General features: G+C 48.6%; 20 protein-coding genes. 17 read left to right on the top strand and 3 right to left on the bottom strand.

Translation table 11 applies throughout. The annotated features are described in order from the left end of the window. Positions 1 to 31: 31 nt before the first annotated feature. On the bottom strand, positions 32 to 670 hold the full coding sequence (locus tag ACXAGR_RS08845; RefSeq protein ID WP_474844080.1) for a glutathione S-transferase family protein: 639 nt from the start codon (positions 668 to 670) through the stop codon (positions 32 to 34). 208 nt (positions 671 to 878) lie between these two features. Between ACXAGR_RS08845 and ACXAGR_RS08840 the strand changes: the two genes are divergently transcribed. From ACXAGR_RS08840 to ACXAGR_RS08830, 3 genes are all read left to right on the top strand, one after another. After that, positions 879 to 1,553 (top strand): hypothetical protein, encoded by a 675-nt coding sequence (locus ACXAGR_RS08840; protein ID WP_474844079.1) that lies wholly within the window; start codon positions 879 to 881, stop codon positions 1,551 to 1,553. 69 nt (positions 1,554 to 1,622) lie between these two features. Continuing rightward, complete coding sequence (locus ACXAGR_RS08835; protein ID WP_474849387.1) at positions 1,623 to 3,215, top strand: FAD-binding oxidoreductase; 1,593 nt, start codon at positions 1,623 to 1,625, stop codon at positions 3,213 to 3,215. Positions 3,216 to 3,231: 16 nt separating this feature from the next. Then, entirely contained in the window at positions 3,232 to 4,053 is an 822-nt protein-coding gene (locus ACXAGR_RS08830) for an aldo/keto reductase (protein ID WP_474849385.1), read from the top strand. 30 nt (positions 4,054 to 4,083) lie between these two features. On the opposite strand, the gene ACXAGR_RS08825 is transcribed toward ACXAGR_RS08830, so the two are convergent. Further along, entirely contained in the window at positions 4,084 to 5,025 is a 942-nt protein-coding gene (locus ACXAGR_RS08825; RefSeq protein ID WP_474844076.1) for a LysR family transcriptional regulator, read from the bottom strand. Positions 5,026 to 5,111: 86 nt separating this feature from the next. Here ACXAGR_RS08825 and ACXAGR_RS08820 point away from each other — a divergent pair, with 86 nt between their 5' ends. From ACXAGR_RS08820 to ACXAGR_RS08805, 4 genes are read left to right on the top strand one after another with little or no spacing between them, the layout of a single operon-like run. Further along, the gene (locus tag ACXAGR_RS08820) at positions 5,112 to 5,648 is read left to right on the top strand and encodes a cupin domain-containing protein (RefSeq protein ID WP_474844075.1); all 537 of its coding nucleotides are present in this window, start codon (positions 5,112 to 5,114) and stop codon (positions 5,646 to 5,648) included. 2 nt (positions 5,649 to 5,650) lie between these two features. Then, positions 5,651 to 7,066 (top strand): MFS transporter, encoded by a 1,416-nt coding sequence (locus ACXAGR_RS08815; protein WP_474844074.1) that lies wholly within the window; start codon positions 5,651 to 5,653, stop codon positions 7,064 to 7,066. Between the two features lie 3 nt (positions 7,067 to 7,069). Further along, positions 7,070 to 7,903 carry a phytanoyl-CoA dioxygenase family protein gene (locus ACXAGR_RS08810; protein WP_474849383.1) on the top strand — a complete coding sequence of 278 codons (834 nt, stop codon included), beginning with the start codon at positions 7,070 to 7,072 and terminating at the stop codon, positions 7,901 to 7,903. After that, positions 7,903 to 8,283 carry a cupin domain-containing protein gene (locus ACXAGR_RS08805; RefSeq protein ID WP_474844072.1) on the top strand — a complete coding sequence of 127 codons (381 nt, stop codon included), beginning with the start codon at positions 7,903 to 7,905 and terminating at the stop codon, positions 8,281 to 8,283. The genes ACXAGR_RS08810 and ACXAGR_RS08805 overlap by 1 nt, the downstream gene beginning before the upstream one ends. On the opposite strand, the gene ACXAGR_RS08800 is transcribed toward ACXAGR_RS08805, so the two are convergent. Next, complete coding sequence (locus ACXAGR_RS08800; RefSeq protein ID WP_474844071.1) at positions 8,266 to 8,976, bottom strand: GntR family transcriptional regulator; 711 nt, start codon at positions 8,974 to 8,976, stop codon at positions 8,266 to 8,268. The two genes, ACXAGR_RS08805 and ACXAGR_RS08800, sit on opposite strands and share 18 nt — an antisense overlap. A gap of 237 nt (positions 8,977 to 9,213) precedes the next feature. On the opposite strand from ACXAGR_RS08800, the gene ACXAGR_RS08795 reads away from it, so the two are divergent. The 10 genes from ACXAGR_RS08795 to ACXAGR_RS08750 all read left to right on the top strand — a co-directional run bounded on the left by ACXAGR_RS08795 (position 9,214) and on the right by ACXAGR_RS08750 (position 23,758). Beyond that, a complete protein-coding gene (locus ACXAGR_RS08795; protein ID WP_474849381.1) occupies positions 9,214 to 10,275 on the top strand; it encodes an aromatic ring-hydroxylating dioxygenase subunit alpha in 1,062 nt (353 codons plus the stop codon). Continuing rightward, positions 10,272 to 11,213: a PDR/VanB family oxidoreductase gene (locus ACXAGR_RS08790; RefSeq protein WP_474844069.1), complete on the top strand. Its 942-nt coding sequence runs from the start codon at positions 10,272 to 10,274 to the stop codon at positions 11,211 to 11,213. The genes ACXAGR_RS08795 and ACXAGR_RS08790 overlap by 4 nt, the downstream gene beginning before the upstream one ends. A 409-nt stretch (positions 11,214 to 11,622) precedes the next feature. Continuing rightward, positions 11,623 to 12,501 (top strand): NAD(P)-dependent oxidoreductase, encoded by an 879-nt coding sequence (locus ACXAGR_RS08785; RefSeq protein ID WP_474849379.1) that lies wholly within the window; start codon positions 11,623 to 11,625, stop codon positions 12,499 to 12,501. A 169-nt stretch (positions 12,502 to 12,670) separates the two neighbouring features. Further along, positions 12,671 to 14,908, top strand: coding sequence for a chondroitinase-B domain-containing protein (locus tag ACXAGR_RS08780; RefSeq protein WP_474849497.1), 2,238 nt, complete (start codon positions 12,671 to 12,673; stop codon positions 14,906 to 14,908). Positions 14,909 to 14,929: 21 nt separating this feature from the next. Further along, complete coding sequence (locus ACXAGR_RS08775; RefSeq protein ID WP_474849377.1) at positions 14,930 to 17,131, top strand: heparinase II/III domain-containing protein; 2,202 nt, start codon at positions 14,930 to 14,932, stop codon at positions 17,129 to 17,131. Between the two features lie 5 nt (positions 17,132 to 17,136). Then, complete coding sequence (locus ACXAGR_RS08770; RefSeq protein ID WP_474849375.1) at positions 17,137 to 17,481, top strand: cupin domain-containing protein; 345 nt, start codon at positions 17,137 to 17,139, stop codon at positions 17,479 to 17,481. 2 nt (positions 17,482 to 17,483) lie between these two features. Further along, complete coding sequence (locus ACXAGR_RS08765) at positions 17,484 to 18,782, top strand: MFS transporter (RefSeq protein WP_474849373.1); 1,299 nt, start codon at positions 17,484 to 17,486, stop codon at positions 18,780 to 18,782. A 10-nt stretch (positions 18,783 to 18,792) separates the two neighbouring features. Continuing rightward, positions 18,793 to 19,719, top strand: a complete 927-nt coding sequence (locus ACXAGR_RS08760) for a sugar kinase (protein WP_474849371.1) — start codon at positions 18,793 to 18,795, stop codon at positions 19,717 to 19,719. Between the two features lie 35 nt (positions 19,720 to 19,754). Further along, positions 19,755 to 20,381, top strand: a complete 627-nt coding sequence (eda, locus tag ACXAGR_RS08755; RefSeq protein WP_474849369.1) for a bifunctional 4-hydroxy-2-oxoglutarate aldolase/2-dehydro-3-deoxy-phosphogluconate aldolase — start codon at positions 19,755 to 19,757, stop codon at positions 20,379 to 20,381. 413 nt (positions 20,382 to 20,794) lie between these two features. Beyond that, positions 20,795 to 23,758, top strand: coding sequence for a TonB-dependent receptor (locus ACXAGR_RS08750; RefSeq protein ID WP_474849367.1), 2,964 nt, complete (start codon positions 20,795 to 20,797; stop codon positions 23,756 to 23,758). The last annotated feature ends 49 nt before the right edge of the window (positions 23,759 to 23,807 follow it).

The raw sequence follows: 23,807 nt of genomic DNA, 5'->3' as shown, positions 1-23,807 counted from the left end.
AGATTCCTCTCTTGTTCGTTTTATTCGGGTCTTATTTTTTTGTAAAAGCCGCAAACCCTGCCTGCATTTCCTCTAACACGGGGGCGATGCAGGAAGACGCCTGACAGGCCTGCCACCACTTGTGTAATTCAGCGTGAAACATCAGTGGAGACGGGCGGTTAAATTTGAGTGCCAGGGTTTCGATGTACCAGGCATTGGTCGCCATCGCGAAATCGCCGGTGTGCCAGGGCGTCGTACTTTCACCACGGCTGATACGCCAGCTCTGCCAGCGTGAAAGTAACAGCTCCAGTGGTTGCCACAGGATGGCGCTGTCTTCATTGGATAAGGGCTTGCCGGCTTGTTTGAAAAGTGCAAACAGCGCCGGTGCAATATGGGTATTGGCCATGCTGACTGTGGTCCGCACGCTGGCTTTATCAAACGGGGTTTTCGGTAAACAGGGTGTACCGTCAAATTCGTCTTCGATGTATTCCGCAATCGCCGCCGATTCTGAAATGGTGCGGCCGTCATCAAGCACCAGTACCGGAATTTTGGCTAAAGGATTAAGGCGGGAAAATGCATCGCCGGCAGGGCTGCTTTCCGGTTTGCGGATATCAATATCCAGACCCTTTGCCAGAATTTGCATGCGTAAGCGCGCTGCATAGGGCGAGTGTGGCAGACTAATTAAATACATAACTTACGCTCCGGAATATCACTTAATGTATTAAAGGTATGACAATAAACATTAATTGGGTTAGATTCAAATGCTGTTGTTACTTATTTGCATGTACGCACTGTATTACTTATCAATTAATCACGAATTGATAATTGTTAAGGCAGCCAGATTCCCCTGTCTCATAAACTTGCCGCATAGCATCATTGTTCTGGATTTAGGGGAAATTATGTACGAACTGAGTATATTGCGGTGGATTCACATCGTTGCCATGGTGTACTGGCTGGGTGGTGAATGGGGCGTCTTTCAGACGGCTTACAACATTGTTAACCGTAAGCTTTCGATGGAAGAAAGGCGTCGACATTTAGAAACCGCATACCGTATCGATATCCTTGCCCGCACTGGTATTATTTTGTTATTACCACTGGGCTTACACATGGGTCATATTTGGGGGGTGCAACCCTATGGCGGAACTACTCTGGTGGTAATGTGGATTGCGGTAGCAATCTGGCTGAGCCTATGCTGGGCGGCATTCTTCTTCCGTGAAACCGATAAGGGTATCCGGTTGACCAAAATGGATGAAAGTGTGCGCTTTGTGCTTATTCCAGTCATGATGATTTGTGCAATCGGTACCTTCCTGGGTTACGGCCCGTTTGCCACCGGTGAAGGGCAAATGTGGTATCCAACAAAAATATTTATTTTTGCCTGGCTGCTGGTGATTGGTCTGAAACTGCGTTTTATCATGCGTGAGTGGACTGTGATTTTCAGGCAACTGGCACAAAAAGAAGATGAGGTACTGGAAGCCCGTCTGGAGCAACAAATCAGAATGTCCCGTTATCTTGCGTATCTTTACTGGATTGGCATTCTTACCGTTGCCTTCCTCGGTGCAACGAAACCATTCTGAGTTAGTGGCAGTGCGTTTGTACTGCTTTTTTATTGCAAGATACTGCTGTAAACAGGAGAGTTCTATCCTATGAATACCGTTATTTCGCCCGCTGTGATTGATTCAGTTACGAATATTACCGGCCCTCAATATCTGCTGACTGACCCTGCGTCATGCGCGCTTTATGCTCAGGATGTGTATACCAAAGCAATACCCGCGGGTGCAGTTGTTCAGCCCGGCAATCTTGATGAACTGAGTCAGGTTATCAAGACCCTGGTTGAGAACGGCATTGTGGTTATTCCCCGGGGGGGCGGCATGTCTTATACCTCTGGCTATGTTCCCGTTGCAGAAGGTGCCGTCATTATCGATAGCAGTCGAATGGATAAGGTGCTTGAAATCAATGAGCAGGATATGTATGTGACGGTTGAAGCTGGATGTACGTGGAAGACGTTGCACGAAGCGCTTGAGGCCCGCAATCTCAGAACCCCATTTTGGGGAACTTTGTCAGGGATCCACGCTACGGCCGGTGGCGGTGCGTCACAAAATGGCATGTTCTGGGGCTCAGGTCAATTTGGTCCTATCGGTGACTCTATCATCAGTATGCAGGTTGTGATTGCTGATGGCACTATCATATCAACCGGCGCGGACGCGCAAAAAAATGGCTCTCCATTTTTCCGCCATTTCGGTCCGGACCTAACCGGTATTTTTATCGGTGACAATGGGGCGTTGGGAATGAAGGGGACGGTAACCTTGCGCCTTATGCCGTTGATAAAAGAAAAAGACTATGTGTCTATGGAATTTAGTTCTGGTAGCGACGCATTGGAAGCGATGAGTGAGATTTCCCGTCAGGGACTTGCCATGGAGTGTTTTGGTTTTGACCCATCCCTACAAGAACAACGCAAGAAGCGGGAAAGTCTGTTAACCGACGCAAAAGCGTTGGCGGGTTTTATGAAGTCGGCTGGTTCTTTTAAAAAGGCACTTGTTGGCGGTGCAAAAATTGCGCTGGCCGGAAGGAGCTATATGGACGATCTGGGCTTTACTATTCAGGTCATTATTGAAGAAAGTAGTGAGCAGTCTGCCAATTTGAAAGCCGATAAAGTCCGGCAGATTATAAAAAAGTTCAATGGTCGTGAAATTGAAAGCACAATTCCAAAAGTCTTGAGAGCAAACCCTTTTGGGCCGCTCAATAATTCTGTCGGACCTAGTGGCGAGCGTTGGGTGCCTGTTCATGGTTTATTTCCACATTCTAAGATTGTTGATGCCTGGAAAGCGTCTGAAGCAGTTTTTGAACGTCACCGCGAAAAATTGACTGAGTATAAGGTGATTACAGGCTATTTGTTTGCAACTATTGCGACCAACGCTTTTGTGCTTGAACCGGTATTTTTTTGGCAGGACGAATTAAAAGAGTTACATGAGAAAACTGTCGTACCATCGCATTTCGCTAAGTTGACAAAATATCCTGAGAATCTCGAAATTCGAGCTTATGTTGATAAGGTAAAAAGTGAGTTAGTAGATTTGTACAGTGATTTGGGTAGCTCACATTTTCAACTCGGAAAGTCCTATCACTATGCGACAGGTATGAAACCCGAGTCTTTTGGACTTATTCAGGCGATCAAGTCTTATCTGGATCCGAAAAACCTGCTCAACCCGGGCGCACTGGGCTTCACACCTGATAACCGTTGAAAAGAGCTGAACGCGTATGTTGAAATATAGTTTGCATGATGGCAACACACTGCCTCCTGTGGGACTGGGTGTGTGGCAGGCCAGCAATAAAGAAGTGGAAAGCGCCGTCGACTGCGCTTTCGGTCACGGTTACCGCCTGATCGATACTGCCAGTATTTATGAGAACGAGGCCGGAGTGGGTCATGCCCTCAAAAACAGCGGGTTGCCCAGGGAAGCTTTTTATATCACCACGAAATTGTGGAATACCGACCAGATGCGGGTACAGCAGGCGTTGGAAGAAAGTCTGACTAAGCTGCAACTGGACCATGTGGATTTATATTTAATCCACTGGCCGGCGCCGTCTCAAGGGCAGTTTATTGATGCCTGGAAAGGACTGCTGGCTGCGAAGGAGCAGGGGCTGGTGAAGTCGGTGGGGGTGAGTAATTTTCAGCCTGAACATATTCAACGATTGCAGCAGGAAACGGGTATTACGCCGGTTGTGAATCAGATCGAGTTACATCCTCTGCTATCCCAGCCGGAGCTGGTGGACTGGTGTCAGAAGGAAAACATTGCCGTGCAGGCATGGAGCCCGCTGGCGCAGGGGGGTGCGGATGTATTTAATTCAAAAACGGTCAGTACGCTTTCCCGTGGATACGGAAAAACTCCGGCTCAGATAGTGCTGCGTTGGCATTTACAGCGCAATGTGTGCGTGATCCCTAAATCGGTAACACCTGAGCGGATACGTGAAAATATTGATATTTACGACTTTTCATTAAGCAAGCAGGATATGAAAGCCATGGATGCGCTGAATGAAAATCGCCGTCTGGGGCCGCATCCCGACACGTTTGTGAATGTCTGATCTCTGCTGAACCAGCCACCTGACAGCTTGTCAGGTGGGCTGATAGCTTTCCTGCCACACCTCTTCAATCAACTTTCTGGCCCACCGCTGGGCAGGGTCATTATCACTGCGCCCGTGCCACATGAGCAGTCCTTCATGAGGTTCATTCCAGCTGAAAGGGGCGGCGGTCACATAAAAATCAGGATGGTTCACATAGGGTAAAGCAATGCTTCTCGCCAGCGTGCACACCAGGTCGCTTTGCGGCACAACATGGGCTACGGCAGACGGGTGGGGGGCGACCAGCCCGACACGGCGCTTTAAGCCTTTTCCTGTCAGTAAATCATCAATCCAGGTTTTCTCAACATGGCCGGTTGCCATGATGAGATGAGGCGTTGAGACATAACCTTCCAGGGTCAATGTTTTTCCGGCAAGAGGATGACGGGCAGACATTACACATACCAGGTCGTCTTCAAATAAGCATGTTTTACGAATACGGTTGGGTAAATCCAGTGAGGACAGTGACTGAATAACACAAAGCATATCCACATGCTTTTTATCCAGTGCATCCAGAAACAAATCAGGCAACACCGGATGAACACGAAGGTTCATCCCCGGAGCCTGAGAGCCCATCTTTTTGAAGAGCGGTGCCAGGAACAGTAACTGATCCATTTGTGACACACCGATGGTTACGGTGCTGCTGGCACTGGCAGGATCAAAGTCTTTCTCGTTCACCAGTACCGTCGAGAGCGACTCCAGACTGAATTGCAAAGACGGCGCGATTCTGTGGGCATAGTCTGATGGTACAACGCCTTTGGGGACTTTAATAAACAAGGGGTCTTCAACAATATCCCGCAGGCGGTTAAGCGCATGGCTGACCGCAGACTGGCTCAGATGAAGCGACTGTGCAGCCCGGGTAATACTGCCTGTACGATAAATAGCATCGAAAACAACTAACAGATTGAGATCGAACTTTCCGTTATGAATTGAGTTCATTATTTGCATGCTCATTATGAGTTAGACAAATTAACCATGCCATTAAATAATCAAAATGTATAGAGAACAGCCACGAGGACGCTGAAATGGAAAAAAACAATAACACCCGTCGACACTTTCTGAGCACAGCTGTAGCCGGTGCGGCGTCTGCAATGATGCTCCCTGCCATGAAAGTACAGGCAGATACACTTTCTGCGGTGACTGCCGGTGAAAAGTGGCCAAACCGCTTCTTCAATTTGTTCACCAACGAGGACGGGCTCGCTGACATGCGGGAAATTCCGCTGAACAGCGCGACAAAACGGGTCTCCCATTACCTTATCCGACATGATGCTGCGCGGGTCACCATAGGCGGCATGGAGCCCAATTTGCTAATGGACTGGCACGTTGCCAACCAGCCTAACCTGATCATTCCCATGTTTGGTACGCTGGTGGTTGTATTGCGGGATGGCCGGCGCTTCGAACTGGTGCAGGGCGACATTCTGTTTGCCGAAGATTGCACCGGCAGCGGTCATAAATCCGGAGCAGGCCCGGACGGGCAGTTCGGTATCTCCGTACAACTGGACAAATCTTTTTGCCCGGCTGCCGGTGACTCCTATCTTTCTTCTCTTCTGCGGGATCAGTAATTATGGAAGCTACACAGACGGCTCAGCCACAGGTTACCGCCGGAGAAACGCCTGCTAAACAAAGTTTGCCATGGCGCATAAAGCTGGGCTGGGGTCTGGGTTCTCTGCCGTTAACCGTGCTCAACATGGCAATCAGTGTATTGCTGCTGCGCTTTATGACCGACTCGCTGGGCGTAGCGGCTTCGGTCGCAGCCACGATCTTTGCCGTGGCGAAAGTCTGGGATGCGTTCAGTGATCCACTGATGGGAATTCTGTCCGACCGTATCCGGACGCCCTGGGGCCAGCGGCTTCCCTGGTTGCTGGGAGGCGGGCTGCTGAGCGCGCTGGTGATAATTTACCTGTTTGCGGCACCGTCATTAAGCATGACCGCCCTGATTATCTACCTGCTTGCCGGAAAGCTGCTCTATGCGACTACCTATACCATGTATATGGTGCCATATATGACCATGCCGGCAAGTCTTACCGCCAACTATAACGAGCGGACAGAACTGATGTCTTACCGGGTTATCTTTTCTTCGGTAGGCACAATGATCGGGCTGTCGCTTGCCCCGGCACTTCTGGCTTACTGGGGCGCAGATAAAGCCGGTCACATGAAAATATCGCTATTTTTGGGACTGGTTGCCGGAGTGACCGTTTTAGCCAGCGTGTGGTGCCTGCGTATCGCGCCGGAACGAAAAGTAGTTCGCCAAACCAATTATCCGCCATTCTTTGAACAACTTAAATCTGCGTTGGCGAATAAGCCTTTCATGTGGCTGATGAGTGCCAAACTAAGCTACTTCTTTGTACTCACCTTAACGCTTTCAACTTTTGCATTTTTCACCAAACACGTGTTGCAGGTGTCAGATGCAATGATTGGTTTTTACATGGGCATTCAGTCGGTTGCGCTGATTTGTTCGCAGCCCGTTTGGTTATTTGTAGCTAAGCGGTGGGGCAAGCAACATGGTTTCATGCTGGCCTGTCTGTTGTTCGGCCTGACCCATCTAAGCTGGCTGTTGGCAGGACCCGGTGAAGCGGCCTGGTCCATCGCTGTGAGAGCGGTTGTTATTGGGATAGCCGGTGGTGGTACTTTTTTGCTCAGCCAGTCCATGCTGCCGGATACGCTGGAATATGACGCGTTGAAAAATGGTACAGACAGGGCAGGCATGTTCACCGGGTTGTACATTCTGACGGAAAAATTATCCGGCGCACTGGGCGTGGCCTTTGTCGGGATGTTCCTGGGAATAATGGGCTATCTGGAGTCTACCGATGGCGTTGCGGTAGCACAGCCTGAATCTGCCAAAACGGCATTGTATTTCTGTATTGCAATCCTGCCCGCTCTCATTCAGTTACTGAGTATTTTCTTTATGTCCCGCTACCGCCTGACAGCAGATGACCTGGCGGCACTGCGTGACAAAACTACGATTATGGAAAAGGAGTAAGTCATGAATTCTGAACCTCTTAACGCGGTGACTGAAGAGGATAAAGCGGTCTATCAACGGGATGGCGTGGTGTGTCTTCGTCAGATGTTCGACAGCGAATGGATCCAATTATTGAAGTCACATATTGAAGATGTGCGAAAAGCGCCGGAAGATTTTGGCGTGACAGGGCCCTCTCACAGTGCAGGAATGATCTCTGTGTGTTACATGTGGCGCAAGCCCGGTCCGGTGCGGGATTTTATTATGCAGTCCCCGTTAGGTCAGATTGTTGGCGAAACCATCGGTGCTGATTTCATCCGAATCTACCACGATCATTTGTTCGTCAAGCCGCCTCAGTCTCCTAAAATCATGCCCTGGCACAACGATGAATCCGCATGGCCGGTTAAAGGTGAAATGGCGCCGAATATCTGGGTTGCACTTGACCCGGTCAGCAGTGAAAACGGTCGGGTAGAGTTCCTTGCCGGCTATCATAAACATTGTGTTGAAAACGATATTCACTATGGCTTTGCTCCGGATCAGGGGGCAGGTTTGTGCCCCAATTTTGAAGAAGAACGGAACAATCCTGATTTCCCTTTTGAGTTCGTGGGCTTTGACATGCAGCCGGGTGATGCGGTGATTTTTCATCCTATGACACCACACTTCTCGAAAGGTAACTTTTCAGAAACGTTGCCCAGAAGCGGGTTAGCTGTACGCGTATTTGGCAGTGATGTGACCTGGTGGAACACGCCCTATAAAGCGCCTATTCCGGATGTCACCGACTTACCGGAAGGGAAAGCACCGGAAGGCGAGTACTTTCCCGTTATCTGGGAAAAGCCCTCCGCGAAGGGCCATGCTGCCTGATGGCACGGATTATTACCGTTTACTGTGACGAGAACGGACTTTCGGCAGCGATGGAATCATCGTTGCCGCACGTCTTTCCCCCATCTCCGTTCTATCATGATGCAGCAGAGAGCTGGTGTGTGATCACCGGAACCCGGGGAGATTTTGGTGACTGGCATACCGTGACATCGCCGTTATTGTCGATTGTATTAACCGGTGAATGGGAAGTGGAAGTTGAGTCCGGCGCTACATTCCTGATGAAACCGGGCGATATGCTATTCGCTAACGACACAACGGGGAAAGGACATCGCTCCCGGGTTGTTTCTCAGGTGCCATGTACTGTTGCCGGCGTCGGCATCAATTCTCTGCCGGCCCCTCTTTGCTCACTTTTGCCCGGCTAACCGGTACACTTTCACGGATGAAGAGTCCCGCACAGCATCAAACCGCACCAGTGCAGCATGGGCGTGTTCTTTCATTAAGGCTTCGGCACGCGCTCCCTGACGGTTTAGCAACGCATCAACAATGGCATAGTGCTGCTGGTGTGCGTAAAGCAGGCGCCGGTATTCCCTGGCGCTGTCTTTCGGATCAAATACCATGGCGCTGACCGAGGCCATGGGTAAAAACTCGTTGGGCTGTAATGCCGCCGCAATGGCAGGATTGCAGCTGGCTTCAAGGATCACCGAGTGGAAGGTGTTGTTCATCTCTACATAACGCTGAACATCATCATCGGTGAGTTCGCCGTCAGCAAAAATCTCATCGCCCTCATGCAGGCATTCTGCTAACTGTGCCTGATGCGCTTCGCTAAGGCCTTTCTCTGCCGCCAGCCGCGCGGCCAGTCCTTCCAGCACGCCACGCACTTCCACAGAGCCGTTTATATCTTCCTGATTAAGATGACGAACCTGATAACCACGTCGCGGGAGTTTGGTAAGCAGTCCTTCCTGCGCTAACTGTCTGAATGCAATACGTACCGGGGTGCGTGATACACCCAGCGCTTCTGCGGTGGGGATTTCCGCCAGTCGCTCACCCGGAGCAAAATCACCGGAAAGGATTTTGTTTCTCAGAATACTGATAACAGCGTGTTTACCTGTAACCACAATGAACCTGTTGTTTATGCTGTACAAACTGTCACAAGCATACACGCCCCCGCGAAAAACATCATGTACTCCGTGAGACAACGCGCATTTCATTCTTTGGATCCATTCTTGTTTGTGAAACCGGATTATCGCTATTCTTTAGTCCGAATAATGATCTATTGGATCCAATACCGAAGTTAGTGTAGAGTTAATACCGTTACTTTACTTTAACATTGGATCCAATTTCAGGGTGTTCCTATGACGACGTTTATGAAAAATACCTGGTATGTGGCGGCAGCGGCTGACGAGGTCAATGCCACTGCGCCACTTGGCAGAACCGTATGCAATATCGACATTGCTTTTTATCGTGATGAAACAGGGGCAATTCAGGCCGTTGAAGATTTCTGTCCTCACCGGGGAGCTCCCTTGTCGCTGGGGTATGTGGAAGATGGCAAGCTGGTATGCGGTTATCACGGTTTGCAAATGGACAAAACCGGTAAAACCCACTCTATGCCCAATCAGAGAACGGAACGTTTTCCCTGCATTCGCGCTATTCCTGTTGAGGAAAAGTATGGCTATATCTGGATATGGCCCGGCGACAAAGAAAAAGCCTGTGTGTCTGACATTCCTCATCTCGAGTGGGCAGAAAGTCCTGAGTGGGCGTACGGCGGCGGACTGTATGAAATCGCCTGTGATTACCGGCTGATGATAGACAATCTTATGGATTTAACGCACGAAACCTATGTGCATGCCACCAGTATCGGACAAAAAGAAATTGATGAAACACCGGTAAAAACCACCATGGAAGGTAAGCAGGTGGTAACCAGCCGGTTTATGGAAAATATCATGCCTCCGCCATTCTGGCAGGCTGCAATGGAGATGAACGGGCTGGATAAGAATGCGCCTGTAGACCGCTGGCAAATATGCCGCTTCGACTTACCCAGTCACGTGATGATTGAAGTGGGCGTAGCTCTGGCCGGTAACGGCGGATATCACGCACCGGATGAGGTGAAAGCCAGCAGTATTGTGGTGGATTTCATCACGCCGGCGACCGACACTTCTATTCTGTACTTCTGGGGCATGGCCAGAAAATTCAAACCGCAGGATCCTGCGCTGACCGATAAAATTCGCGAGGGGCAGGGTAAAATTTTTGCCGAAGATCAGGAAATGCTGGAACGGCAGCAACGGAACCTCAGCCGCTATCCTGAACGTCATCTATTGAAACTGGATATCGATGCTGGCGGTGTGCAGGCAAGACGCATGATCACAAAAGCTATCAAGCTTGAATCGGAGTCTTCTGTTTCGGAGCAGGTGGCATGATTAAAGCGACAGTCGTCTCTAAAATATTACTCAATGATTCGGTATGTGAGTTAAAGCTGGTGGCTGAAAATGGCCTCCGGTTGCCTGAGTGGCAAGCCGGTGCACACATTGATGTGCAGTTGCCGGGTGATTTCACCCGTCAGTATTCCCTGTGCGGTCAGCCGCAAGATAATCATTACACCATCGCCGTTTTAAAAGACAAACAAAGTCGTGGCGGCTCTGTGAGCGTGCACGAAACTGTGCAGAAAGGCGATACGCTGATCATCAGTGAACCCCGCAATCACTTTGCTCTCGATAACAGCGAAGCGCCCTGCTACCTGTTTGCTGCGGGTATTGGTATTACGCCCATTGTGACCATGGCTGAAGCCTGTCAGAAAGCAGAGCGGCCGTTCCGTGTTTTCTATGCAGTTGCTGACGACAAACGAGCCGTGTATGCAGACCGGCTCGGGCCGGCATCCTGTGTACACGTTATCAGTAAAGCTGCATTCGCCGGTAAGCGGGTTGATCTGAACAGTTGTTTTTACGGTGTTCCTGATAAAGCACAGGTGTATGTGTGCGGGCCGGGCGCGTTCATACAAGATGTGCTTAATGCGGCAAAGAACGCCGGGTTATCGCCTTCACAGCTGCACCGCGAGTTTTTCACCGCAGCAGAAACAGATACCTCATCAGATAAAGCATTTGAGATTGAACTCAAATCCAGTGGTGACATTTTCACCGTGAATAAAGACAGCACAATCCTCTCGGTACTGGAAGAAAATGACGTGTTTGTGCCGGTTTCCTGTGAAGAAGGGGTGTGCGGCACCTGTGTCACCGGCTTGCTGGATGGCGAGGCCGATCACCGCGATGTTTTTCTCACCGACGAAGAAAAACAACAGATGAAACTGATCACCCCTTGCTGTTCGCGGGCCAGAAGCGGACGCTTAGTGCTGGATCTGTAAAAACCTACCCTCTCACCGGTCGGTGAATTTATTGGTCGACCAATTTAGCCGGCAATTATTTTGCCGGCGAGTCACGTTAAAATTTACGGATATATGCCTGCCACCGAAGTTTCTATAACTCCCTGATATAGCAACTTTTATCTCCATTCCCACATCAATTATTTGTAAAATTTATGTACTCTGTTAACACCGGTTACTATTTTTGGTAAAAATAATTGGTTGACAAATTGGTCTGATAAAAATACCTTTTCATTGTGATTGGTTGGTCATGGCTATCAACCATTTTGTTTGGCAATTCAAGTAGTGTCATCTGAATAATTGAACAAAGCTGAACTATGCCGGTGATGACAGGCGGGGAAGTTCAACTCAATCTCAGGACTGCTTGCAACAATGAATTCGGGAGATAGTAATGTCTAAACCAGTAATCGGTTTTATCGGCCTTGGTCTTATGGGCGGTAATATGGTGGAAAACCTGCAAAACAAAGGTTACCCCCTTGTTGTTATGGATTTAAATAAAGAAGCCGTAGCCAAGTGTGTAGAGCGGGGCGGAAAAACGGTACAGACGGGCAAGGAACTCGCAGAAGCGGTTGATATCGTTATGCTTTGCCTGACCACGTCAACGATTGTTGAGAAAGTGGTATATGCTGAAGATGGTTTGCTGGCAGGGATGAAAGAAGGTTCTGTGCTGATCGATTTCGGCACTTCGATTCCTGCTTCCACGAGAAAAATCGGCGCAGACCTGGCTGCAAAAGGCGCGTCTATGATCGACGCTCCGCTGGGTCGCACACCTGCACATGCAAAAGATGGCTTACTGAACATCATGGCTGCAGGTGACAAAGCCACCTTTGAAAAAGTAAAACCTGTACTTGATGATCAGGGCGAAAATGTTTTCTATCTCGGTGAACTGGGTGCCGGCCATACTACTAAGTTAATCAATAATTTTATGGGCATGACCACTGTGTGCACCATGTCTCAGGCCTTCGCTGTGGCCGAACGTGCGGGTGTAGACCGCCAGCAACTGTTCGACATCATGTCAGCGGGTCCTTCGAACTCTCCTTTCATGCAATTCTGCAAAAACTATGCAGTAGACAATGTCAGCGATCTCGGGTTTTCCATTGCGAATGCAAATAAAGATTTAGGCTATTTCCTCCAAATGGTCAGTGATCTCGGTACTGAATCTAAAATTGCAGAAGGCTCTTCGTCTTATCTGCAGGCTGCCTTTGATGCGGGCATGGGAGATGGCAATGTACCGGAAATTTACGACTACTTCCTGAAGCTGAATAAATAAGCATTTGCTGAAGCGAAAGCTTTAGCCAAATACCTGTCTCCTAAAAGCAATAATAATGAAACAGGAACCTCGTACTACCCTACGAACCCGCTGAAGCACTATGAGCTATGATTTACATGGTGTTTTCAGCAACTCTTTACGGGTGAAACAGACAAGGGACAAGAACAAAATGAAGAAGCTTTGCCTGATACTTTTTGGCTTCATTACATCCTTCACTATCACTGCCGGTGAATATCTCGTTGCCACTCCGGCAGAATATCAACGTGTTGCTGAAGAACTGGCGCCCGGTGATACCGTTATTCTTAAAAATGGTGTGTGGACAGACTTCGAAATTGTATTCTCGGCTAAAGGGACCAAAAATGCGCCGGTATCTTTAACAGCGGAAGAAAAAGGCAAAGTGATTCTCAGCGGGCAATCTGATTTGAAACTTGCCGGCGAATATTTGCATGTGTCCGGACTGGTATTTAAAAACGGCTTCGCGCCGGGAAGCGCAGTGATTGAGTTCCGCGATGGCAAGAAACTGGCCAGCTACTCCAGAGTATCGGAAGTGGTAATTGATAATTACAACAATCCTGACAGACAGGAATCGGATTACTGGGTTGCGCTATACGGAAAGCATAACCGGTTCGACCACAGCCATCTGGCCGGAAAACGCAACAAAGGCGTGACAGTCGCAGTGCGGCTGAACAGTGAAGCCAGTCAGGAAAATTATCATCAGATTGATCATAACTATTTTGGCTTCCGCCCTGTATTCGGTTCAAACGGTGGTGAAACACTGCGTATCGGAACCAGCCATTACTCGCTGACCGACTCGTTTACTAATGTGTCTTATAACTACTTCGACCAGACAAATGGTGAAGTAGAAATCATATCTGTGAAATCCGGTAAAAACAGTATAACTAACAACGTATTTAACGAAGCCAGAGGCACGCTGACATTACGGCACGGGAACGGCAATAAAGTTGAAGACAATGTGTTTACAGGTAACGGACAGGATCATACTGGTGGCATCAGGGTCATTAACAAGCATCAGATAATTAAAAACAACTATCTCGAAGGCTTGACGGGTTACCGTTTTGGTAGCGGCTTTACCGTGATGAACGGCGTGCCGGACTCTCCTGTGAACCGCTATCACCAGGTTGAAAATGCGCAGATTGCCGGTAATACCTTTATCAACGTGGATCATATTCAATTCGCGGCAGGCAGCGATGCAGAAAGAACAGCAACGCCGGTCAATTCCGCTTTCACGCAAAACCTGGTCCTGAATCAGAATGGAACCCAACCCTTTACTGTTTTTGATGACATTTCCGGCATCCGTTTTTCAGAAAATGTTGCTAATACGAATGTGCTGGCTGATATCCGGAGTGGATTCAGCAAACAGGAGGTTGCGCTGGAAAGAGCGGATAATGGCTTACTCTATCCGGCTGATGATTCTCTGAAGGCAGGTGTAAACCGCGATATTCAGGTTATTGCGAAAGAGGATACCGGAGTAGCCTGGTATCCGAAAACGCCGGCGACTACCGCATTTGATTCTGGTGAAACAGTGACGGTTGCGGCTGATGCTGATGCACTTATCAGTGCCATTAACAGGGCGGAAGACGGTGACGTTATTAATATTGAGGCCGGAAAGTTTGTCGTTCCCCGAATTGTCGAAATCAATAAGGTAATCACTTTGACAGGTGCGGGAGACGGCAAAACGGAAATTAGCTTTGAGCGTTCAACACTATTTGAAGTACATGACGGCGGAAGCCTGAAACTGGCTAATCTTTCCCTTACCGGTGCTGCAAGTCCGGATGCGGCTGGCAACAGTGTCGTACGCACGAAAAAGTGGGGCATGTTGCACAACTACCGCTTTGTCGCTGAAAACGTAGAAGTAAGTCAGCTAGACATTAACCACACTTTCCACTTTTTCCTCTCTGGCAAAGGTGCATTCGCAGACAACATCACAATTGCTGACAGCAATTTTAAAGACATTACAGGCGATATTCTGGTGTTGAACACAGAAATCGAAGACCTGGGGATCTACAACGCAGAATATGTTTCATTAACAAATAATACGTTCAGGAATGTTGCCGGTGCAGTTGTAACGTTATACCGGGGCGGTACTGACGAAAGCACCTTCGGGCCGCATTTTTCCATGTCGGGCAATACGCTGAGTAACGTGGGTAAAGGAAAGCGTAATAAAACGTCTGCATCTGTATATCTGCATGGTGTTCAGGTCACTACGATAAGTGATAACCAGTTTGACCATTCTGAGCCTGTAATCGTGGAGCACACCGTCGGTGAGCCGCAGACAGAGATAACCGGCAATGCGTTTAACGCCACCGGTAATCCGCAAGTTAAAGAGCTGAACGCTGAAGGCGGACCTTTCGCGTTGATTGAAAACAATACGCGTCAGGCACAGTAGTCAGGGGAAGGTAAGTAGATTATGAAACAAGTAATAAGAGTAGCCATTGCCGTTTTTACTTTTGCCTCATTGATTATTTTTAGCGGTAAAACGATGGCACAGCATCCGAATCTGGTGATCACCAAAGAGGATGTTGTGGCAATGCGTAAGGCCGTCAACGTACCGGGACGGTTTGCCACTGCTTATGAGTCTGAAAAACAACATGTGGATGCACTGATTTCGCAACAAACCGATGTACCGGTTCCTGTAGACGGTGCCGGTGGCTATACCCATGAAAAGCACAAGAAAAATTATCAGGATATGTACCGGACCGGTTTGATTTATCAAATTAGTCAGGATGAGCGTTACGGAGATTTTGTTCGCAAGATGCTGCTGGATTACGCGGAGTTGTACCCGACACTGGATGTGCACCCTGAGCGTAAAGTGAACTCCCAGAATCCCGGTAAGTTTTTCTGGCAAAGCTTAAATGAGGCAATGTGGCTGGTGTACACTATTCAGGCATATGATCTTGTTTATGATGCCATACCTGCGGATGAGCGTAAGTTAATTGAGGATAACCTGCTGAAGCCGGTAGCGCTTTTCATCTCAGAAGGTCAGCCATCTACTTTCAATAAAGTGCACAACCACGGCACGTGGGCAACTGCAGGTGTCGGGATGAGTGGTTATGTAATGAATCAGCCAGAGTGGGTTGAGAAAGCCCTTTATGATCTGGATAAATCGGGAGAAGGCGGCTTCCTGAAGCAACTGGATATCCTGTTCTCACCGGATGGTTACTACAACGAAGGCCCTTATTATCAGCGATTTGCCCTGTTGCCATTCGTCACGTTTGCCAGCGCTATAGAAAATAACGAGCCTGACAGACAGATTTTTGCCTACCGCGACCACGTATTGTTAAAAGCCATCAACGCGACGATTCAACTGAGCTATAACGGCAAATTCTTTCCGATAAATGACGCTATAAAAAGTAAAGGCATTGATACTATTGAACTGGTTCACGGGGTGGCAGCAGCGTATCAGATCACGGGTGATACCGGGCTTTTAGATATTGCTGAAAAGCAAGGCCAGATCCTGCTTACCGGGGCAGGACTCGACGTAGCCAACGCACTGGATGCTAATAAAGCAACGCCGTATGCGTTCAGCTCTGTGGCGTTCGGAGATGGTCACGATGGGAAAGAAGGGGCCCTGGTGATAATGCGGGAGCCTCAGGAAAATGGTGCTGCGGTACTGTTTAAACCGGCATCACAAGGCCTTGGTCATGGCCATTTTGACAAGTTGACCTGGCAATTCTATGACCACGGTGCTGAGATCGTGACCGACTACGGCGCAGCACGGTTTCTGAATGTTGAAGCCAAGTTTGGCGGACGCTATTTACCGGAAAACGAAACTTACGCAAAGCAGACTGTAGCGCACAATACCGTGGTGGTGGACGAAAGGAGTCATTTTAACGGCGACGTTGATGTGGCCAATGCAAATGCACCGGAGTTGTTGTTATTTGACAGCAACGAAGCCGGAACCGTATCTAAAGCCACGATTTCTGCTGCATACGATGATGTTTCTCTTTCCCGCACAGTCGCGCTTATTCCTTTGCCTGAACTCCGGCAAACTATCGCACTGGATATATTTGAAGTGGCGGGTAAGGATTCTCACCAATTTGACCTGCCTTTGCATTACAGCGGTCAACTGATCGAAACGAATTTCCCCGTTGTTGTGAACCCGACTCAGTTATCGGCGTTGGGAGAAGCCAGTGGCTACGAACATTTGTGGCTGAAGGGCAGTGGCAAAGTTACAGATGATTTGGCAAAGATCACCTGGCTGAATGACAACGGGGTTTTTTATACTCAAACCAGCATTGCTGGTGATGATGAAACGTTTTTATTTACTCAGACCGGGGCAAACGATCCGAACTTTAATCTGAGGAACGAAAACGCATTTATCCGCCGCGTTAAAAAGAGCCGGAATTACAAGTTCGTTTCCGTGCTTGAGCCACATGGTGAATACAACCCGTCAAAGGAATACACCCTGGGCGCCAATAGCCGTGTAACGGGTCTCGCCTATACGCAGGATAAAGATGTCACTCTGATCAATCTTGCCATTGCGGGTCATGATTACCTTATTGCAATCAATGAAGCGCAACCGGCTTCCTCACTTTCTTTTCAATACAAGCAACAAAACTTTACCCTGAGTGGCGGACTCGCGGTGTTTTTGCTTGACCATCAGGAGTAGAGAATATGAAAACTCAAAGCGAAAACTTTTTATCAGCCAGTGAAACAGAAATCGAAGACTTGGGCAATGGCCTCAAACGTCAGATGCTGGGGTATAACCTTGAACTGATGGCAGTGAAAATCTGGTTTGATAAAGGCGCAGAGGGGTATACACACAAGCACCGGCATTCACAGGTTTCCTACGTGGTGGAAGGTGAATTTCATTTCACTATCGATGGCGTAATGAAAGTGATGAAACCCGGAGACAGTTGCATGATTCCGCCTTATGCCGAGCATGGTGCTGTTTGTCCGACGGGAGGCATTCTTATTGACACGTTCAGTCCCGCCCGTGAAGATTTTATTAAGGACTGACTATGAAAATGTCCGGATTACGCTGGTGGGTTGTCAGTCTGATTGCCCTGGCGACCATCATTAACTACATCGACCGCCAGGCGCTCAGTGTGCTTTGGCCCGATATTGTAGAAGATCTTTTCCCCGAAAAAACAGCGCTGGAACGTAAACAGATATACGCCAATATATCTATTGTGTTTGTGTTTGCTTATGCGTTTGGTCAGGCCATCTTTGGCAAAATTTTCGACTGGATTGGTACACGTATCGGTTTCGTGCTGTCTATCGGTGTGTGGTCACTGGCAACGGTGGCTCATGCTTTTGCACAGGGCATGCTGAGTTTCAGTATTTTCCGGGCCATCTTAGGGATTGCCGAGGCGGGAAACTGGCCGGGCGCGGCCAAAGGGAACGCCGAATGGTTTCCCACTAAAGAACGTGCACTGGCACAAGGTATTTTTAACTCCGGCGCGGCAATAGGCGGCATCATCGCCATTCCGATGATTGCTTACATGACAGTCTATTTTAACTGGCAACTGATATTTATTGTTGTTGGCGGAGCAGGACTACTCTGGTTAATACCCTGGATGATTCTGGTGAAAGCGCCGCCCGGTAGGCACCCATGGATCACGGAGCAGGAAAGGGAGTATATCCTCACTGGCCAGCGTTCAACCACACAAGCAAGCGACGCAGAAGAGGAAGAATATGCGCCCTCAACCGGCGAGCTTCTGGCACGTAAAGAGAGCTGGGGTGTCATTATTGCCTCAGCGGCGATTGACCCTATCTGGTGGCTCTTCGTTTTCTGGATCCCTATTTACCTGAATGAAGTGTACGGCATGGATGTACAGGCCATCGGTATTTATGGCTGGGTTCCCTATGTTGGCGCGATGTTCGGTGCCTGGTTTGGCGGACTGTTAGCGCAAAACAGGTTGAAAGCCGGCTGGGATACCAACAAAACCCGCAAGCTGGTGATTACATTGGGATGCTTAATAATGCTGCCTGCCCTGATAGCCATGGCTGATCCGGGTGACCCTGTCGCCGCGGTGATGATAATGGCAGTAATCCTGTTTGGCTTTCAGACTGCCATCGGCAACGTACAAACATTACCCAGTGATCTTTACGGTAAGAAAACCGTGGGTTCGCTCTCAGGGTTTTCAGGTATGGCTGCTAAGTTGGGTGCCGTCGGACTCACGTCACTGGTGCCTTATCTGACTGCTGACGGTAACTACACGCCGGCATTTGTTATCGGCGCTTCCCTTGCCATCATAGCGATGCTGGCAATATGGGTACTGATCCCCCGTGTCGAACGTTTGACCATTAAGAAGTGAGGCCGGGGTAATGAACAGTATTTACTTTCTTGGCGAATGTATGGTGGAGTTGAAGTCACTCAATGAAAATACCATGCACCAGTCATTTGCCGGTGACGTTTATAACTCAGCGGTGTATTTGAAGCGATGCTTCAGGGATATTGAATCCGGTCTGATCTCGGCTGTGGGCAAGGATTCTCTCAGTAGCAGAATGATTGCAGGGTTCGAAAAGGAAGGCATTAATTCAAAGTATGTTTTCCGGCACGAAAGCCTTGCTCCCGGTATGTATTACATTGAGACAGACTCTGCCGGCGAGAGGCGTTTTACTTACTGGCGTAATCAATCTGCTGCCCGCAAGATTGTTTCTTTCCTTAATGACGATGTGCTGAATCAGCTCATTGATTGCGATTACTTTTTCTTCTCTGGCATCTCACTTGCGGTCATCGAACCTTATCAACGCAAGCTATTCTGGCAAAAGTTGGAAAAACTCAAGCGTTTTGGCGTCAAAATCGTCTTTGATCCCAACTACAGGGCAAGGCTTTGGGGAGCGGAGAGAGAAGCTGTAGATAATTTCAATACGGCGTTCAAACTCGCTGACATCGTGTTGCCGGGCGTCGAAGATCTGGAGATGTTGTACAGCATTGATAATCCCCATGACGCTGTTGCGTACTGCACTAGCATGGGGGCGACGGAAGTGGTGGTGAAAGACGGCGCTTCATCAGTACTCACTTATAGCAACGGAATTGTCGCTGAGCATGTCATCACTCCGGTAGGTAACGTCGTTGACACGACATCCGCCGGTGACGCTTTTAACGGGGTGTATCTTGGCGCCCGGCTATCCGGTTTCGATGTTGGCCCCGCTGTAGCTCAAGCAGCAAAAGCTGCCGGAATCGTTATTCAGTTCCCCGGTGCCATTGCTCCTGAATCAGGGTTTATGCGCTTATTCGAAAGCGGGTAAATCTGAACTTGTAACCCTAATCTGAGAACTGAAACATGAAGCAATTTTCTGAATTAATGTCGGGGCAGTCTTTGCTGCCGATAATACAGGCCAACACCCCCGGTGAAGGCGTGAATATAGCCAGGGCAATGGCTAACGCTGGTCTTCAACTGGTCGAAGTCGTGTTAAGAACAGATTCTTCCCTGGACGCATTGTCTGCGATAAAGCAGGAGGTACCTGAATTAACCGTGGGCGCCGGCACGGTTATCAACGCCCGTATTTTAGATGACGCCCTGAAAGCGGGCGCTGACTTTATTGTTACGCCGGCTTCCAGCCCCGGCCTTCTCGGTGCAGTGGGGCGAAGTGGTGTGCCTGTGCTGCCCGGAGTATCAAATACGGCTGATATTCTGCTGGCACTGGAATATGGCTTTCCCGAGCAAAAGCTCTTTCCGGCTTCACTGTCCGGCGGTGCTGCATTCTTATCTGCTGTCTCATCTGTATTCAGGGACGTGTCTTTCTGTCCTACAGGTGGCATTAATGCTGATAATAAAGAGGACTACCTGAAGCTGCCCAATGTGTTCGCTGTGGGCGGCACCTGGGTCGCCAAACCTGAATGGATTAAAAACGGTAACTGGGAGGCTGTCACGAACGCCTGTTCGCAAGCCCTGTCACAGTCTGTCTGAAATATCGATTTCTCCCCCTTTACACTAAATAAACCGGCTCAACATGAATTTGGTTAACCAATATTTGTGAGGAGCTGGTTTCATGGCGTGAATGTGCACTATAAACAAGGTTTATAATTGTCCTCCTACTGCTATCCATTACGATAAAATCAGTTCAGAATTAATGTTTAAATGATTGAATTTGTTGTATATATCTTCTTTTATTTCTGTTCTTTGATAAACATCTTTAAACTATGGTTGTGTTTTTACCAATTTGCTTTGTTTTGATATTTACCAAAATTGGTAATTATTATTACCAAAGAGGTTGACCTTTGGGTGTTTACCTGTAAATATCATGTAAAAGCTTTGTAACCTCCTCTGAGGTTACAAATTTAAAAACAGTTATATTGATTCGGGAAACACAGGAAGCAGCTATGGGACACAAATTATCTAAGATCTCACTGGCCATTTTGTCTGCCAGTGCCATCAACGCTATGTCTGTTGCACATGCGCAGCAAAACGATCCGGAGGCCACCGAAGATCTTGAAGTTATCGAGGTTTCCGGTATTCGTCAGTCTCTGACAAATGCCCTTGCAGAAAAACGCTCCTCAGACAATTTAATTGAGGTAATCCAGGCTGTAGATATTGGTAAGTTGCCGGATCAAAACCTGGCGGAGGTATTGGAAAACGTCACCGGGGTCCAGATTACCCGTGAAGCAGGTGTAGGTACGGGGGTTCAAATTCGGGGTACCAACGCCAACCGGACTGAAATTAACGGTGTGTCTACAGTCGGTTCAGGTGCGGGACGTAGCGGTATTAATTTTGAGGATGTATCGGCAGCCATTATCTCTGCCGTTGAGGTAACAAAATCACCGGAAGCTAAAACTATTGAAGGTTCTGTAGGCGGTACAATCAACCTGCGAACCATTCGTCCGCTGCAACTTAGTAAGCCTCTGGCATCTGTTCGGGTGCAGGGTGAAGACAGCAGCCTTTCTACTGACGGAATTATGCCAAGATTCTCCGGTGCATGGGGTGATAACTGGGACACTGACGCAGGCCGTTTTGGTATCGTTTTAAGCGGTAGTTACACTGAGCAGGATGTGACTGCTTTTCGTCCCCGTGCAGACCGCGATAATTCCGTTGCCGCAGACAGCGGTGTTGCCAGTGCCCAGTCTTTCGATTATCTGCCGGTGCAGTTTCTGAATCAGGATTATGATAACTATGAGTACGAGACAGTTAACCTTGCCGGTACCATAGAATGGGCTCCGAATGATCATACAAAGCTTTTCTTTGATGCGGTCATCAATGACCAGGAGCGTCGCCAGGAAAGTTCCAGGGTTCAGGCTTCTGGAGTGAGTGATTTAAGAAATACGGCGGTTCCGACTTCCTTCGAGACAGTTAACTTCGGCTCGTTGGATGGCCTTGACCTTGGCAGCATACAAGCTGCCCAGACTGGCGTAATACCGGTAGAAGAGGGCGGAGCCGATCCTAACCTGCGTTTTTCCAGTGATACAAATTCCCGTATTACTAAAAGTCAGATATTCCGGATTGGCGGTGAGTGGCAGGGAGAGACGTTATTCGTATCAGTAGAAGCATCTTCTTCCAATTCAGAATCAGATACGCCCAGTTTCAATACTACGCTTAACTTCATAAACCCGAACGCAGCTACAAATGACTCAAATGAGAACGGCACACCGTTTGAGTATGACCTGACCAATGGTCTGGCATTTGGTATTGCATCCGGTGAAGCTAATGCGCCTACGGCTGAACAGCTTCTTGATCCTGCCAATGTGGTACTGCGGGATGTTAATCTCGGACAGGACAGAACTGAAAACTCAGAAGATGCCTTCCGGGCAGATTTTAAGTACTACCTCGACAACATCGACTTTATTAATACCATTGATTTTGGTTATCGCTACAGTAAGGCGACGAGTCTGTCTGATGAAATCAGAAATAACGTCGGTTTACGCACCATGGATGTGAGCCCGTCAGGTGATCTGTTTGCTGATATATTAGTTCCGGGGCCAGACAACTTTAATGCTGCTGACGGCCGTGCGCTCTATATCGAAAATTTTCTGCTAGTGAACCCGGAACTGGTAGCGTCAAACCCTGACAGCGTCCTTGATACGCTTAATGCTGCCATTGTTGCTAATAATGCGATAACTGGTGCAGACAGAGCCCCTATTAGTGCGCCGACTTCTCAGGTTAATGCCTTCTTTGATATTGAAGAAATCACCCACGCCCTTTATGCCCAGATGAATTTTGAATACGGCATATTCCGCGGTAATTTTGGTGTGCGTTACCTTGAGACTGAAGTGAACTCGATAGGAAACTCGATCACAGAGGATGATGCGGGCAATGAGATCATCTCTCAGGTGAAAAACAGCGGAGATTACGATTTCATTCTGCCGCGACTTAACGTGGTCGCTAATGTAACAGAAGATGTGATTTTACGCTTTGGCGCGGGTAAGGACATCAGACGCCCTAATTATGACGACTTGTCCACATCGGTCACCTACAGCACCAGCCCTAATGCTGCAGTATCCATAGGTAATCCGGGACTGATCCCTGAAGAGGTGTTGTCTTTCGATATCAGTGCTGAATGGTACTTTGCTCCGGCAGCGGTAGCCAGTATTGGTTATTTTCATAAGAAGAGAACGGACTTACACGTAATTCAGCAGGTTGACCCTTATGAAGATCCTGTTACTGGTTTCCGTGATGTTACCGGTCCGGACTGTGAGCAAGGCGGTATATTTAACCCGATTGCTGACATTAACGTGTTTGGTCCGGAACCTGGTGTAGGTTTGTGTGTGCCGACTTCAACAACGATTAATGATTCGGGTGAAACTACGCAGAAAGGTATCGAGTTGGCGGTGCAATATGACCTGTCCGGTTTCGAAAAAGAGCTGGGTTGGGCTTCAGGCTTCGGTGTTGCGGCGAACTATACGTATCAGCAATTCTCCGGCGGGGATTCAGTTGACACGGCGACGAGCAGAGCAAACGCGGTATTCCGGTTAACAACCGGAATTGAAGACCTTGAAGTAACAGCGAACCAGCCTCTCGTTGATTTGTCTGAAAATGCTTACAACGTAACGGCTTATTACGAGAAATATGGTTTATCAGTTCGTGCCCGATACACATGGCGTGAAGCTTACCGTTCCACAGACTTTGGCAGTACGTCCAGCTTCCCCTGGGGGTTCCCGGTTGTTCAGGAAGACAGAGGACAGCTTAACGCGAGTATCAGCTATGACATCAATGAACAATGGAACGTGGGCGTGGAAGCTGTAAACCTGACCGAATCGGATGTTACGCAGTCCTGCGTGAATGAAGGTGCGCTTCTTTGCTATCAGGGCTTAACAGATCGACGCATTACATTTGGTACAAGTTACAGATATTAATTTGTCAGATAAGACGAAAAAAGCTCCTCTACGGAGCTTTTTTATGGGT

The organism is Alteromonas sp. ABH4_457, from assembly GCF_056160625.1.
The sequence above is the reverse complement of the archived record's forward strand: the minus strand, read 5'-3'. Positions and strand labels throughout refer to the sequence as shown.

What these genes read in the sequence shown, in the direction of transcription:
- ACXAGR_RS08845 (WP_474844080.1), bottom strand. Translation starts at nt 670, where the DNA reads ATGTATTTAATTAGTCTGCCACACTCGCCCTATGCAGCGCGCTTACGC.
- ACXAGR_RS08840 (WP_474844079.1), top strand. Translation starts at nt 879, where the DNA reads ATGTACGAACTGAGTATATTGCGGTGGATTCACATCGTTGCCATGGTG.
- ACXAGR_RS08835 (WP_474849387.1), top strand. Translation starts at nt 1,623, where the DNA reads ATGAATACCGTTATTTCGCCCGCTGTGATTGATTCAGTTACGAATATT.
- ACXAGR_RS08830 (WP_474849385.1), top strand. Translation starts at nt 3,232, where the DNA reads ATGTTGAAATATAGTTTGCATGATGGCAACACACTGCCTCCTGTGGGA.
- ACXAGR_RS08825 (WP_474844076.1), bottom strand. Translation starts at nt 5,025, where the DNA reads ATGAACTCAATTCATAACGGAAAGTTCGATCTCAATCTGTTAGTTGTT.
- ACXAGR_RS08820 (WP_474844075.1), top strand. Translation starts at nt 5,112, where the DNA reads ATGGAAAAAAACAATAACACCCGTCGACACTTTCTGAGCACAGCTGTA.
- ACXAGR_RS08815 (WP_474844074.1), top strand. Translation starts at nt 5,651, where the DNA reads ATGGAAGCTACACAGACGGCTCAGCCACAGGTTACCGCCGGAGAAACG.
- ACXAGR_RS08810 (WP_474849383.1), top strand. Translation starts at nt 7,070, where the DNA reads ATGAATTCTGAACCTCTTAACGCGGTGACTGAAGAGGATAAAGCGGTC.
- ACXAGR_RS08805 (WP_474844072.1), top strand. Translation starts at nt 7,903, where the DNA reads ATGGCACGGATTATTACCGTTTACTGTGACGAGAACGGACTTTCGGCA.
- ACXAGR_RS08795 (WP_474849381.1), top strand. Translation starts at nt 9,214, where the DNA reads ATGACGACGTTTATGAAAAATACCTGGTATGTGGCGGCAGCGGCTGAC.
- ACXAGR_RS08790 (WP_474844069.1), top strand. Translation starts at nt 10,272, where the DNA reads ATGATTAAAGCGACAGTCGTCTCTAAAATATTACTCAATGATTCGGTA.
- ACXAGR_RS08785 (WP_474849379.1), top strand. Translation starts at nt 11,623, where the DNA reads ATGTCTAAACCAGTAATCGGTTTTATCGGCCTTGGTCTTATGGGCGGT.
- ACXAGR_RS08780 (WP_474849497.1), top strand. Translation starts at nt 12,671, where the DNA reads ATGAAGAAGCTTTGCCTGATACTTTTTGGCTTCATTACATCCTTCACT.
- ACXAGR_RS08775 (WP_474849377.1), top strand. Translation starts at nt 14,930, where the DNA reads ATGAAACAAGTAATAAGAGTAGCCATTGCCGTTTTTACTTTTGCCTCA.
- ACXAGR_RS08770 (WP_474849375.1), top strand. Translation starts at nt 17,137, where the DNA reads ATGAAAACTCAAAGCGAAAACTTTTTATCAGCCAGTGAAACAGAAATC.
- ACXAGR_RS08765 (WP_474849373.1), top strand. Translation starts at nt 17,484, where the DNA reads ATGAAAATGTCCGGATTACGCTGGTGGGTTGTCAGTCTGATTGCCCTG.
- ACXAGR_RS08760 (WP_474849371.1), top strand. Translation starts at nt 18,793, where the DNA reads ATGAACAGTATTTACTTTCTTGGCGAATGTATGGTGGAGTTGAAGTCA.
- eda (WP_474849369.1), top strand. Translation starts at nt 19,755, where the DNA reads ATGAAGCAATTTTCTGAATTAATGTCGGGGCAGTCTTTGCTGCCGATA.
- ACXAGR_RS08750 (WP_474849367.1), top strand. Translation starts at nt 20,795, where the DNA reads ATGGGACACAAATTATCTAAGATCTCACTGGCCATTTTGTCTGCCAGT.